Origin of the sequence: Ignavibacterium sp., from assembly GCF_025998815.1 — a bacterium.
Taxonomy (GTDB): Bacteria; Bacteroidota; Ignavibacteria; order Ignavibacteriales; family Ignavibacteriaceae; genus Ignavibacterium.
Genome location: NZ_AP026678.1, coordinates 2883064 through 2896753, shown reverse-complemented (window position 1 = coordinate 2896753; position 13690 = coordinate 2883064). Strand labels below are relative to the sequence as shown.

The 13690-nt window shown below is 34.9% G+C and carries 14 protein-coding genes; 8 read left to right on the top strand and 6 right to left on the bottom strand.

Translation table 11 applies throughout. The annotated features are described in order from the left end of the window. Positions 1-5 precede the first annotated feature (5 nt). The 4 genes from Q0X14_RS12530 to Q0X14_RS12515 are packed head-to-tail and all read left to right on the top strand — an operon-like array spanning position 6 to position 4582. Positions 6-1244, top strand: coding sequence for a PAS domain-containing sensor histidine kinase (locus Q0X14_RS12530; RefSeq protein ID WP_297839148.1), 1239 nt, complete (start codon positions 6-8; stop codon positions 1242-1244). An 11-nt stretch (positions 1245-1255) separates the two neighbouring features. Further along, positions 1256-2626: a sigma-54 dependent transcriptional regulator gene (locus Q0X14_RS12525; protein WP_297839145.1), complete on the top strand. Its 1371-nt coding sequence runs from the start codon at positions 1256-1258 to the stop codon at positions 2624-2626. A gap of 14 nt (positions 2627-2640) precedes the next feature. Next, positions 2641-2982 (top strand): STAS domain-containing protein, encoded by a 342-nt coding sequence (locus tag Q0X14_RS12520; protein ID WP_297839142.1) that lies wholly within the window; start codon positions 2641-2643, stop codon positions 2980-2982. A gap of 31 nt (positions 2983-3013) precedes the next feature. Then, positions 3014-4582 carry a response regulator gene (locus tag Q0X14_RS12515; RefSeq protein ID WP_297839140.1) on the top strand — a complete coding sequence of 523 codons (1569 nt, stop codon included), beginning with the start codon at positions 3014-3016 and terminating at the stop codon, positions 4580-4582. On the opposite strand, the gene prfA is transcribed toward Q0X14_RS12515, so the two are convergent. After that, positions 4579-5658 carry a peptide chain release factor 1 gene (prfA, locus tag Q0X14_RS12510; RefSeq protein ID WP_297839136.1) on the bottom strand — a complete coding sequence of 360 codons (1080 nt, stop codon included), beginning with the start codon at positions 5656-5658 and terminating at the stop codon, positions 4579-4581. The two genes, Q0X14_RS12515 and prfA, sit on opposite strands and share 4 nt — an antisense overlap. Before the next feature lie 73 nt (positions 5659-5731). On the opposite strand from prfA, the gene Q0X14_RS12505 reads away from it, so the two are divergent. Both Q0X14_RS12505 and Q0X14_RS12500 read left to right on the top strand, forming a co-directional pair. Continuing rightward, on the top strand, positions 5732-6181 hold the full coding sequence (locus tag Q0X14_RS12505) for a hypothetical protein (RefSeq protein WP_297839134.1): 450 nt from the start codon (positions 5732-5734) through the stop codon (positions 6179-6181). Positions 6182-6229: 48 nt separating this feature from the next. Then, positions 6230-7453 (top strand): 4-hydroxy-3-methylbut-2-enyl diphosphate reductase, encoded by a 1224-nt coding sequence (locus Q0X14_RS12500; RefSeq protein WP_297839132.1) that lies wholly within the window; start codon positions 6230-6232, stop codon positions 7451-7453. Positions 7454-7463: 10 nt separating this feature from the next. Here the strand turns inward: Q0X14_RS12500 and Q0X14_RS12495 are convergent, their stop codons facing one another. After that, positions 7464-8411 carry a nitronate monooxygenase gene (locus Q0X14_RS12495; protein ID WP_297839129.1) on the bottom strand — a complete coding sequence of 316 codons (948 nt, stop codon included), beginning with the start codon at positions 8409-8411 and terminating at the stop codon, positions 7464-7466. A 145-nt stretch (positions 8412-8556) separates the two neighbouring features. Between Q0X14_RS12495 and metK the strand changes: the two genes are divergently transcribed. Together metK and ahcY are read left to right on the top strand one after the other, a co-directional pair. Beyond that, positions 8557-9699, top strand: a complete 1143-nt coding sequence (gene metK / locus Q0X14_RS12490) for a methionine adenosyltransferase (RefSeq protein ID WP_297839127.1) — start codon at positions 8557-8559, stop codon at positions 9697-9699. 90 nt (positions 9700-9789) lie between these two features. Further along, the gene (gene ahcY / locus Q0X14_RS12485; RefSeq protein ID WP_014559276.1) at positions 9790-11118 is read left to right on the top strand and encodes an adenosylhomocysteinase; all 1329 of its coding nucleotides are present in this window, start codon (positions 9790-9792) and stop codon (positions 11116-11118) included. Between the two features lie 76 nt (positions 11119-11194). Here ahcY and Q0X14_RS12480 read toward each other — a convergent pair whose 3' ends face one another. Genes Q0X14_RS12480 through Q0X14_RS12465 form a run of 4 tightly spaced genes read right to left on the bottom strand, consistent with a single transcriptional unit; the run spans position 11195 to position 13685 of the window. After that, complete coding sequence (locus tag Q0X14_RS12480; protein WP_297839121.1) at positions 11195-12112, bottom strand: TIGR01777 family oxidoreductase; 918 nt, start codon at positions 12110-12112, stop codon at positions 11195-11197. Beyond that, on the bottom strand, positions 12109-12813 hold the full coding sequence (locus tag Q0X14_RS12475; RefSeq protein WP_297839118.1) for a DNA alkylation repair protein: 705 nt from the start codon (positions 12811-12813) through the stop codon (positions 12109-12111). The genes Q0X14_RS12480 and Q0X14_RS12475 overlap by 4 nt, the downstream gene beginning before the upstream one ends. A gap of 16 nt (positions 12814-12829) precedes the next feature. Then, positions 12830-13411, bottom strand: a complete 582-nt coding sequence (locus tag Q0X14_RS12470) for a hypothetical protein (protein WP_297839117.1) — start codon at positions 13409-13411, stop codon at positions 12830-12832. Between the two features lie 25 nt (positions 13412-13436). Then, positions 13437-13685, bottom strand: coding sequence for a hypothetical protein (locus tag Q0X14_RS12465; protein WP_297839115.1), 249 nt, complete (start codon positions 13683-13685; stop codon positions 13437-13439). Between the last annotated feature and the right edge of the window lie 5 nt (positions 13686-13690).

Below are 13690 nucleotides of genomic sequence, written 5' to 3'. Positions count from 1 at the left end.
TGAAGATGAGCAACATTTTGGAAAAAGATAAAATACGTGAATTATTACTGGAACATTTTGATCATCGGGCATTTTTACAATTTGGTGATTGGAGAGAATTATTCCTCAGTTTCTTTGATATATCTCAGGAATTGATATTCGTTCTCAATTCAGATGGATTTGTGGTTGCAGCTAATAATTATGGATGCAAAGAACTTGATTATTCACCCGCCGAGGTAATTGGTAAACACTTTACCGAATTCATTGACTCAGAAAGTATTGCAGCCGCAACAGATATGATTGACAAAGCTCTCAAAGAAGGTTCATCATCACTTGAAGTTCATCTAATTTCCAAATTCGAAGTTCCAAAGCTTTTTTCGATGAATGTCCGGACTGTAAAAAACGGTGAAAAGATTGCAGGACTATTAGGAGCAGGTAAAAACATAACCCAGGTAAAAAAGCTTGAAGCTGAGCTGAAGGAACTAAAACCCAAAATGATTGAACTTGAAAGATTGATTAATCTTGAACGCTCAAGAGTTCTTCAGCAAAAATCTGTTTTGGAAGAATTAAATAAGATGAAAAATGAATTTATGTCGAATATCTCTCACGAACTCCGGACACCGCTTGCTTCAATAGTTGGATTCTCTGAAACAATTGCTTCTGATCCGAATATGCCTGATGAAATGAAAATAGAATTTAATTACATAATTCTTAACGAAGGTAAAAGACTTGCCAGATTGATTAACGAAGTGCTTGAACTTTCGCGAATGGAAACAGGAAAAATTGTTCTGAGCAAATCAAAAATTGATATTGTTCGTACTTTGCAAAAAGTTATTGATGAATTTGTGACTCAAGCCGTAGAAAAAAATATTACTCTTAGTGTTGAACTGCCCGATGCCGAATTATTGATTGACGCCGATGAAGAAAGATTAAGAATGGCATTAAGAGCAGTTCTTAATAATGCAATTAAGTTTACAAAAGAGCTTGGCAGAGTAAAAATTATCCTTAACAACCTTTTCAGGGAAGTAGAAATTATCGTTGCCGATACAGGAATTGGTATCCCGCAAGACCAATTGCCTAATATTTTTCAGAAATTCCATAAAGCGAACAGACCGATTGAAGAAGCAGAAGGCGTTGGGGTTGGATTGGTTTTTGTAAAACAAATTGTAGATTTGCATAAGGGATTAATCAATATTCAAAGCGAAGAACATAAAGGAACAACCGTAATTATTCGATTATTAAAAAACATAAAGGATAAAAACTAACAGGTTCTAAATTGGAAAAACTTATTTTTATTGTTGACGACGAACAGGCGATTTCCAAATTGCTAACTTATTGGGTCAGAGATAAATGGAAATATAACGCCGAATCATTTGCTACGGGGGAAGATGTTCTTAAAAATTTACACAAACGTCCGGATGTTGTTCTGCTTGATATAATGTTGCCCGGATTAGATGGAATAGAAACATTAAAGCGAATAAAAGCTTTCGATGAAAACTTGCCGGTGATAATGCTTTCTGCACAAGGTAGCATTGAGGTTGCAGTTGACTCACTTAAATTCGGTGCATACGATTATTTCACCAAACCTATTGACCAACAAAAACTCGAGCTTGCAATTAAAAATGCAATTAAGAGTTATGATTTAACCAAAGAGTTACAAAACCTTAAAGAGAATGTTAAACAAACCTATAGCTTTGATAACATAATTTCTGCTGATGGGAAAATGCAGGATGTCTTTAAGCTTGTCTCAAAAGTTTTGGATAACGACATCTCTGTTTTGATTTATGGTGAAAGCGGAACCGGTAAAGAGCTTATCGCAAGAGCTATTCATTACAACGGTAAAAGAAAAGACAGACCTTTCATAGCAGTTAACTGTGCTTCAATTCCAAGAGAATTACTTGAAAGTGAATTGTTCGGACACGAAAGAGGTTCATTCACAGGCGCTCATCAGCGGAAGCTTGGTAAATTTGAAGTAGCCAGAGGTGGAACAATATTCCTTGATGAAGTTGGTGAGCTTGAAATGGTTTTACAGGCAAAACTTCTTCGTGTAATTCAGCAGAAGGAATTTGAAAGAGTTGGTGGAACTGAAATAATTAAAACAGATGTTCGTATAATATCAGCGACCAACAAAGACTTAAAGAAAGCTGTAGAGAATAAAGAATTTCGTGAAGACCTATTTTACAGATTGAATTCATTCCCAATACACATTCCACCATTAAGACAAAGACGTGGTGACATATTAATTCTCGCCGAACACTTTCTAAAAAAGTTTAATGAAAAACTCGGAAAGAATTGTAAAGGATTTACAAGAAGAGCATTAAAACTAATTTATGATTATAGCTGGCCCGGAAATGTTCGTGAAATGGAAAACACTATCGAACGATGTTTGATTATTTCCGAAGGAGAAATGATTGATGTGGATGATCTTCCACCGCATATCAGAACTGAAGATTATCCTGCAAGCTTTGATTTTGCGGGACCATTATTTACTGACGATACAATAATTCCATTCGAAAAATTAAAAGAAGAAGCTATCAGACATGCTCTTAAAGTAACCGACGGTAACATTGTTGAAGCAGCAAAAAAGCTTCAACTTGGAAGAGCAACAATTTATCGTCTGATGGATAAATATGGCATTGAACATTAAACTCTGGGAGTAAAATGTATATTGAGAAAAAAAATATCGGTGATGTTCTGATTGAAACAATAAATCTTCATCGTGCAACACTTCGTGAAGCCGAAGAATTTAAACAACAACTTACCGAAGATATTGAACTTGGAAACCGGAAAATAGTAATTGATTTATCTGCCTGTGAATTTATTGATTCAACTTTTCTTGGTGCTCTTGTTGTTTCACTCAAGAAAGTAACAAATCTTGGTGGTGATTTAAGACTTGTGGGTTTTCAACCTGCTGTTAAGTCAATGTTTGAGCTTACAAGAATGCACAGAGTTTTTGAAACTTTCAACACGGTTGAAGAAGCTGTTGATAGTTTCGGGAACTAATCTTAAAATAAATCTTTAATTTGATAATACGATGAGAGATGCGGATAAGAAATCTATTTTGGTAATTGATGACGATATAACCATTCGTAAACTTATTACTCACCATCTTAAATTAAACAACTATTCTACGCACGAAGCAAAAAATGCTGAGGAAGCTTTTCAGATTTTAAAAGAAAAACAAATTGATTTGGTGCTTTCAGATGTGACAATGGATGAAATGGATGGATTTGAATTTTGTGAGAAAGTACGCAGCAATGAAAAACACAGATTTTTACCTTTCGTATTTGTTACTGCGAAGAATACACTCGAAGATAAATTCAAGGCAATTGAATCCGGTGGTGATGATATAATCACAAAACCATTCGATATAAAAGAACTGATTCTTAAAGTTCAGGCACTTCTTAAACGAACAGAAATTTACCGCACATACGGATTGAAGAAAAGTATTCAGTCAACTTTCACCGAAAGAAAAACCAGAATTCTGTTTGTTGATGATGATGTTACAATAACAAAACTTTTTAAGTATAATCTGGAATCAGCAGGATTTGATTGCAATACTGTAAACAGTGTTGATGAAGCACTAAAGGTTGCCAAACATTACCATCCCGACATTATCATATCTGATATTATGATGCCTGGAACCAATGGTTATGATTTCAGAAAAAAATTACTCGAAGATGAAGAGTTGAAGACTGTTCCCTTTATCTTTTTAACCGCTAAAGCTACAGATGAAGATATTCTTGAAGGGTATGATTTAGGAATTACAGACTATGTAGTTAAAACTGCCGGTCCAAAGATTGTAATTGCAAAAGTTTCAGCAATTATCAAAAGCTTGAAAGACGAAAGGAACAAAGCCATTTCTGAATTGCATCAGGCAGCTTCTTCATTGGGAGCTAAAGTTGTACCTGACAGAGCACCAACTTTTAACGGATATGAAATCAAACAATGGCATATTCCTTATCGTGGAATTCCTGGTGGTGATTTTATTGACTACTACAAAGTTGATGATAACAATTTGCTTATCATTCTTGGCGATGTAATGGGTAAGAAATGGGGCGCTTGGTACTTTGCTTTTGCTTATGCAGGTTATATCCGGAGTTCAATCAGAGGGACTCTTCAGTCAGTTGATGCATATTCTCCCGCAGAAATTCTCAATCGGGTTAATGATGCTGTTTATCAGGATTCAAAAATTTCAGAAGTGTTTGTGGCGATTTCTGTTGTTTTAATTAACAATAAAACTTTTGAATTAAAATATTGTGGCGCTGGTGATTCACCACTAATCTTTAAGGAAACTATTTCTAATCAGATAAAGAAAATCAGTTCTGATGGACTGCTACTTGGATTTAATAAAAAAGGAAATTATTCTGATACGCTTTTGCAACTGAAAAGTGGCGATATCATTCTGATGATGACTGATGGAATAACTGAATCAAGAAATAAAGAAGGAAAGCAATTCGGTGAATTCAGACTCGAAGAAGTTTTGATGAGCAATGAATTTAATCATTCACCAATGGAAAAACTAAAAGAAGAATTTATCAACTTTACAAACCAATCTTTTGAGGATGATATAAGTTTAATCTCGGTGCGATTAAAAGATTAATGAAATTCTGCTGCCTGAAGTTTTTCTGCTTTATCAGCTAATTTCAACTGCTCAATCAGCTCGTCTAACTGACCTTCCATAATGTTTGAAAGATTGTATAATGTTAATCCGATTCTGTGGTCTGTAACTCTGTTTTGTGGAAAATTGTATGTACGGATTTTTTCACTTCTGTCACCGCTTCTAACCTGAGATTTTCTTTGTGCAGAGATTTGTTCCATCTGTTTACGCATTTCCATATCATAAAGCCTTGCCTTTAAAACTTTCATCGCTTTCTGTCTGTTCTTCAATTGTGATCTTTCATCCTGGCATTGAACAACAATACCTGTTGGTAAATGAGTAATACGCACAGCAGTTTCAACTTTGTTAACATTCTGTCCGCCAGCACCACCGGAACGGAAAATATCGATCTTTAAATCGTTTGGACTAATCTCAACTTCAACATCTTCAACTTCGGGTAATACTGCTACGGAAGCTGCAGATGTGTGAACTCGTCCGCTTGCTTCAGTTTCAGGCACGCGTTGAACACGATGAACACCTGATTCATATTTTAAATCGCCATAAACATTATCGCCACTTACTGATAAAATAACTTCTTTAATTCCACCAAGACCGGTTTCATTCAAATCGATAATTTCATATTTCCATCCTCTTACTTCAGCATAACGAGTGTACATTCTAAACAAGTCATTAGCAAAAAGAGCAGCTTCTTCACCACCGGTTCCGGCTCTTATTTCCATTATGACATTTTTATCATCATTGGGATCTTTGGGAAGTAACAACACTTTTATTTCTTCTTCAAGTTTTTCTCTCTGAGCATTAAGTTCATCCATTTCAGCATAAGCCAAATCAACCAAATCTTTATCGGTAGAGTTATTTATTATCTCTTTATTCCCTTCAATGTCCTTCAGAATTTTAACATATTTTTCATAAACCTGTACGACATCCTCTATTTCGCTTTTTTCCTTATTCAAAGCGATCATCTTATCAGGATTGTTAATATACTCGGGATTCGAATATAATTCATTAATCTGATCGTATCTTTGTTTAACTTTTTCAAGTTTATCTAAAAAATTCATCATCTTTCTCTAATTTTGGTGCGCAAATATAAAAAAGACAGCACACATTTTCTAAGTTATTAAAAGGTTGATTATGAAGCTTTACGAACAAATAAAAACTGTTCAGATAATATTTTTTGCATTACTTACAGGTCAGTTAATTTTTCTTTTCATCTCTGTTTATCTCGTGCAGTCCGGGAATATTAAATTGAATGAAGATTTATTTTTAATCCTGTTGATGATTGATCTGATGATCGTCTTTCCCGCAATAGTTTTGGGGCCTATGCTCTATCGAAGTTTCCTGAATAAAGCAAAATCGGGATTATCACTTCCTGAAAAATTTAATATGTATCGTCAGGGAGTAATAATCAAACTTGCATTGGTTGAAGCTCCGACTATTTTTTCAATTGTTAGTTATTTGCTGACTGGTTCAATTGTGTTCTTAATCATAGCGATTGGTGTATTGGTTTTATTTTTCTTCCATAAACCTACGATTGAAAAATTTGCTGAAGATTTTAATATTCCTTTATCTGAATTAGAGTGAATTGAACAATAAATTTCAGTTATTTGTTTTCAGAGATAAAAGCTAAATATGAAAAAATTTGATATTCCACAGTTTTACAGAAGTTCATTTATTACAAGAATCAAAAATGCGCGAAAAGACCTGGACCCGCGCAAAAAAGATTTTTCTCCGACAAAATTAGATTTTGGTCCGGTCAGATTTTTATTGGCAAGACATTTTGGATTTTGCTATGGTGTAGAGAATGCAATTGAAATTGCATACAAAACGATTGAAGAAAATCCTGATAAAAGAATTTTTCTTTTAAGTGAGATGATACACAATCCCGGAGTTAATCTTGATTTACAAAAACTTGGTGTAAAATTTTTAATGGATACTGCGGGAAATCATCTGATTGATTGGAGCGAATTATCAAAAGATGATATTGTTATTATTCCTGCATTTGGAACAACCCTGGAAATTGAGCAGAAGTTAAATGAACTTGGAATTGATCCTTACCGCTACAACACAACTTGTCCGTTTGTTGAAAAAGTCTGGAATCGAAGCGAGCAACTTGGGAAACAAAATTATACGGTGATCATTCACGGGAAACATTACCACGAAGAAACAAGAGCAACATTTTCGCACAGTAAAACAAGTGCACCTTCTGTAATCGTAAGAGATATTAACGAAGCAAAGATTTTAAGCTCGTTTATTTTAGATGAAAAGCCATCGGAAGAATTTTACAATATTTTTGCCGGTAAATATTCAGAAGGGTTTGATGTTAAAAAAGATTTAGAAAGAGTCGGAGTTGTTAACCAAACCACAATGCTTGCAACAGAGACTCAGGAAATTGCTGATCTGCTGAAAGCTACTATGATAAAAAAATATGGTAATGAAAATCTGAAAGATCATTTTGCCGATACTCGCGATACCCTCTGCTATGCAACCAATGACAATCAGGAGGCAACATATGCACTGTTGCAAGAGCAAGCTGACTTTGCAATCGTTGTTGGAGGTTATAACAGTTCAAATACATCTCACATTGTTGAACTATGCGAGGAGAAACTTCCAACATATTTTATTTCTTCGGAAGAAAAAATTATTTCCTCAACTCAGATAAAACATTTTGAAATTCATTCTCATCAGGAAAAAGTTACCAACGATTTCATTCCAGCTAAAGACAAAGTTGATATTATTTTAACAAGTGGGGCAAGTTGTCCCGACACAGTAGTTGAAGCAGTATTAAGAAAAATTCATTCCTTCTTCCCGGACGCAAAAGAGATTGAAGAGGTTGTTGGAGAAGTTATAAAATGATTAGGTATAATCATTCCATAAAGGGATTTAGTTTTAATAATGTTGAATGAAAGTCCTTGACTAAACGATCCATCAACTCTTTCACAGTTGGAATATCATTTATCAAACCAACTCCCTGTCCGGCTTCAAGTTCACCTTCAATTTCATCACCTTCAAATATTCCTGCACGCTCTCTTTTATTTCCAAGAAGTTCTTTTAATTTCATTTCATCCCAACATTCTTCTTCTGCTTTAATAGCACGCATCGCAAAATCATTTTTAATCATTCTTACCAAGCCAATTTTCTTAAATGCAAGTACAGTATCGTTATCCTTTGCTTCCAGAATTTTTCTTTTGTAGTTGTCGTGAGCAGAAGATTCAACAGTTGCAGCAAATCTTGTCCCGATTTGTACTCCTTCAGCACCTAAAGCTAAAGCAGCAATTATTCCTCTTCCATCAGCAATTCCACCTGCTGCAATTACAGGAACTTCAAGCGCATCAACTAACTGTGGAACTAATGCAAATGTTGTAATCTGATCTGCACCATTGTGGCCGCCTGCTTCAACACCTTCACCAACAACAGCGTCGCAACCTGCTTCCTGAGCTTTTAATCCATACTTAACATTAGGTACAACATGAATAAGTTTTATTCCATTATCCTTTAACAATTGAGAAAACTTTTTCGGATGACCTGCCGAAGTAAAAACGATTTTGACTTCTTCTTCAATTGTTACTCCTATAAGTTCATCCGCATCACCGCGAAGTAATGGTATGTTAACTCCAAAAGGTTTATCTGTGGCAGCTTTACATTTTTTAATATGTTCCCTTAATAAATCCGGTTTCATTGACCCGGAACCAATTAAACCAAGTCCACCACAATTTGAGACTGCCGAAGCAAGTTTCCAACCGGAAACCCAAACCATTCCCGCCTGAATAATTGGATATTGGATTCCAAATAATTCTGTAATTCTTGTTTTCATTATGTGCTTAAATCCTGGTTAAAATTCAGCACAAAGATAGATAATTCACTATAAAGATTTATTGTATATCATGAAGAGATTGGCTAAGTTTGTAACCTGAAAATCAACAAAAGCATATAATAATAGTTAAAAGGGATAACAAATTATGTCATTTTACTTCACTTCCGAATCAGTATCTGAAGGGCATCCTGATAAAGTTTGTGATGCGATTTCCGATGGAGTTCTTGATGCTATAATCAAACTGGATCCAAATGCAAGAGTTGCGTGTGAAACTTTTGTTACAACCGGGCTTGTCCTGGTCGGTGGAGAGATAACAACTTCAGCTTATGTAGAAATTCCCGAAGTTGTTCGTGCAACAATTAAAAAAATTGGTTATACAAGCGCTGATTATAAATTCGATGCTGAATCCTGTTCCGTGCTTAATGCAATTCATTCACAATCTCCTGACATAGCAATGGGTGTTGATAAAGGCGGCGCCGGAGATCAGGGTCTGATGTTCGGTTATGCTTGTGATCAAACTCCCGAACTTATGCCAATGCCAATTATGTTTGCTCATAAATTAGTTAAACGTTTAGCTGAAATCAGAAAGAGTTTTGATGGATTTATGCCTTATCTCAGACCAGATGCAAAATCTCAGGTTACAATTGAATATGATAATGAATGGAAACCAATTCGTGTTGATACAATTGTTGTTTCAACTCAACATGATCCTGATGTTACTCAGGAAAGAATTAAGCAGGATGTGATTGAAGAAGTGGTGAAAAAAGTTATTCCCGCAGAAATGCTCGATGGCAAAACCAAATATTTTGTTAATCCAACCGGAAGATTTGAAATAGGCGGACCTCACGGTGATAGTGGTTTAACCGGAAGGAAAATAATAGTTGATACATACGGTGGTTGGGCACCACACGGCGGTGGAGCTTTTTCTGGTAAAGATCCTTCAAAAGTTGATCGCTCAGCTACTTATGCCGCAAGACACATTGCAAAGAATGTTGTTGCTGCAGGTTTGGCAAAGGAATGTTTGGTTCAGGTTGCTTATGCCATAGGTGTTGCTGATCCGGTTTCAATTTTTGTAAACACCAAAGGCACAGGCGTTATTCCTGATACAGAAATTGCAAATATGATTTCTAAAGAAGTTGATCTCACTCCAAAAGGAATAATTGAACGTCTGAAATTAAGAAGACCAATTTATCAAAAGACTTCATCATATGGTCATTTTGGTAGAACAGAAGAAGAGTTCACCTGGGAAAAACTTGACCTTGTTGATGTCTTTAAAAAATATGCTTAAAAAATATAATGAAATTGAATTCTTATGCTGATTATATTGTTGAAGAATTTGATTAAAAGTTTTTAATAAAAATGTAAGGATAAAATAAATATGAGTACAGCAACAGAATTAAAGATAGACCTTTCACTTCCCTACAAAGTTAAAGATATTTCATTAGCCGAATGGGGAAGAAAAGAAATTAAATTAGCTGAAGCTGAAATGCCAGGTTTAATGGCATTAAGAGAAAAATACCGCGATTCAAAACCACTTAAAGGAGCCAGAATTGCCGGCTGCCTTCATATGACGATTCAAACAGCGGTTTTGATTGAAACCCTGATTGAATTAGGCGCCGAAGTCCGTTGGTCATCCTGTAATATTTTTTCAACTCAGGATCACGCTGCTGCTGCAATTGCTGCTGCAGGAATTCCGGTATTTGCCTGGAAAGGTATGACTGAAGAAGAGTTCAACTGGTGCATCGAGCAGACTTTATTCTTTGGTGATGAAAGTCGTCCTCTTAATATGATTCTTGATGATGGTGGTGATTTAACAAATATGGTTCTTGATAATTATCCGGAACTGGTTAAAGGAATTAAAGGAATTTCTGAAGAGACAACAACAGGTGTTCACAGATTGTATGACAGAATGAGAAACGGTACTCTTCCGATTCCAGCAATAAATGTTAATGACTCAGTAACCAAATCAAAATTTGATAACAAATATGGTTGCCGCGAGTCGCTTGTTGATGCAATTCGCCGTGCTACTGATTTAATGCTTGCGGGTAAAGTTGCTGTTGTTGCCGGTTTTGGTGATGTAGGTAAGGGTTCGGCTGAATCTTTACGCGGAGCTCATTGCAGAGTTATTGTTACTGAAATTGACCCAATCTGTGCACTTCAGGCAGCGATGGAAGGATATGAAGTTAAGAAGATGATTGATGCAGTTAAAGAAGCTGATATTATTGTCACTGCGACTGGGAATAAAAATGTTATCACTGAAAAACACTTCAGATTGATGAAGGATAAAGCTGTCGTTTGTAACATCGGTCATTTTGATATTGAAATTGATATGGCTTGGTTGAATAAAAATTATGGTCATACCCGCGATACAATCAAACCTCAGGTTGATAAATACACAATTGATGGTAAAGATATAATTGTTCTTTCGGAAGGAAGATTGGTTAATCTTGGAAATGCTACCGGTCATCCATCATTTGTTATGTCAAACTCATTTACAAATCAGACACTCGCTCAGATTGAATTATGGAATCATCCTGAAAGATATGAGAATAAAGTTTATACTTTACCAAAACATCTTGATGAAATGGTTGCGAGACTTCATCTTGCTAAAATTGGTGCTGAATTGGATGAATTGACTCCTGAACAAGCTGAGTATATTGGTGTTCCCGTTGAGGGTCCTTATAAACCTGATTATTACAGATATTAAAATCTTCAAGGGCTTGAGATTTCAAGCCCTTTTTTTATGATTAAAAATGTATCAGGAGCGAACGGGAATTATGTCCCTACATTTTTAATAAATCCTTTAGTGCTTCTTCAAGATTTTCAAACTTAAACTTATATCCGGAACTTAATAGCTTATCTACACTAACTCTCTGACCCATTAAAACAACATCGCCAGCTTCACCTATTGCAAGCTTAAGTGCAAATTTTGGAACTGAAAATAATGAAGGACGATTTAAAACTTTTCCAAGTGTTTTTGCAAACTCTTTCATTGTACAGATATTGGGCGAAGCAGCATTGATAGCACCTGATAGATTTTCATTTTCTGCGGCGTATTTATAAATCCCAACAATATCATCGATGTGTATCCAGGGGAACCATTGTTTGCCATTTCCGATTGGTCCACCAACAAAAAGTTTAAATGGTAGTAACATTCTTTTTAATGCACCATCTTCTGTTGATAAAACTATTCCTGTTCTTATGCTTACTCTTCTTACACCAACACTTTCAACTTCAGAAGCTTCTGATTCCCAAACTTTACATACTTCAGCAAGGAAATCATTTCCAGATGAAGAATCTTCTGTTAGAATTTTGTCTCCACCATCACCATAATAACCAATACCTGACGCAGATATGAAAACCTTTGGTTTGTTTGAAGAATTTTTAATCACATCAGCTAGAGCTTTAGTTGTATCTTTTCTTGAAGTGATAATTTCCTTTTTGAATTCATCATTCCATCTTTTTGCAAAAAGATTTATTCCTGCAAGATGAATAATGACATCTGATTCAGAAATTTTATCAGCCCATTTTAACGGATTACGATAATCCCAATCGACATATTCATAATCCTTTTTAAGAACATCCCTGGCTCGTATTGAATTTCTTGAAAAAACTATTATGTGATAACCAGATTTAAATAGTTCCTCAGATAATTTTTTACCAATTAAACCGGTTGCACCGGTAATGATTATTTTCTTCATATTGTTCCCTCAAGAAATTGTTTCCGTATTCTTTCCGGAAATTTTTCAATGGCATATCTAAGCATTGTTCGTGGCATTTCTTTATAATGTTTTAGTAAAAATTCTGTTTCGACATCACCATTTATTTTACCGATTTCTCTTAACATCCAACCAACCGCTTTATGTATAAGATCATGTTTATCTTTTAATAACAAGCGTGAAATGTTAAGAGTTTCATCAAACTGATTTTTTCTTATAAATGCTAATGTTGATATGATGGCAATTCTTCTGTCCCAAAGATTTTTTGATTGTGCTAAATCGAATAGAATTTTTTTATCTCTGTTCAACAAATAAGTTCCGATAATTTTAGGCGCTGTCAGATCAACTAAATCCCAATTGTTAATTCCCTTTCGGTTAGTAAGATAAAACCTATAAATTTTTTCTCTTTCATTTTCATTTGCCTTATTAAATTTTTCAACCAGTATTAGTCCTGCGGCTAATCTTTCTTCGTGCACTTCTGATGCTAGGAGAATTTTCAGTTCATTAAATGTTAGTTCAACAAATCTTTTCGCAATTGTTCTTGTTACCGGAACTTTGATTCCATAAAAAATGTCACCTTCACCATACTCCCCTTTTCCGGTTTTGAAGAATCTTTGGAGAATTTTAGCTTGTTCAGGGTTCTTCTTATTCTTCAATTCTTTTCTTAAATCACTCAGGCTCATTTAACCATAAAAATTTTTATTTCAATATTTCCTTCAACCAATTAAGCATTGTTTCCAAAGCAACAGGAGAAATTGTTTCTTCAATAACACCATATTCACCAATTGTTCCATACAGTGAAGTCTGAAACAAATGATTCAGTCCGGCTAATTCCTTTATGAGAAAATTCTTATTACCACCTCGTTTTAATGCTTCTTCAATTGCGGGTAGGTTTTGCTTTGGCGGAACTTGTAAATCTTTTTCACCATTTATTGCAAGAACCGGACATTTTATTTTCTCAATAAATGGTCGTGGATCAAATTTCAAAAATGTTCTGAACCAGGGGCTTGTCGCAATCCTGATTTCCATTTCCATATAAGTGTTTAAATCACCATAACGCTGTTTTTCTTCATCAGACATTTTCTCGAATTGTTGTCGATACTTTGCTTTTAATTTTTCTTTCATCTCTGATTCACTATAATCAGACTTTAAAATTGAATAAACTTCCCTTACTCCATTTAATATTTCCTGAATTTTTTCTTCGCTCTGTCCCTCAGCTCTGTAAATTAGTTCTGTCTGAAGATAAAGAATTGAATCACCAGGTAAACCAGGACCAGCCATTAAAACTATAAAAGCTATGTTATTATCAGTGGATGCTTATTGAATCATTTATTACTTTTACTTCGCCGCAAGGAATTCCTTTAACTCCCTGATCAGGACTATCAAGTGTTGCAGAATATATTCCATCTGAAAATTGGATATTGAAAACAATTGTAAGTTGAATTCCATTTGGCAATTTTAATTTGCCCGACCAACTTCCATTCAAATCATTTTCCTGTGCATTTAAGTTCAGAGTAATTAAAACAATCAGGAAAGAATACAGTATCGTTTTCATTATTC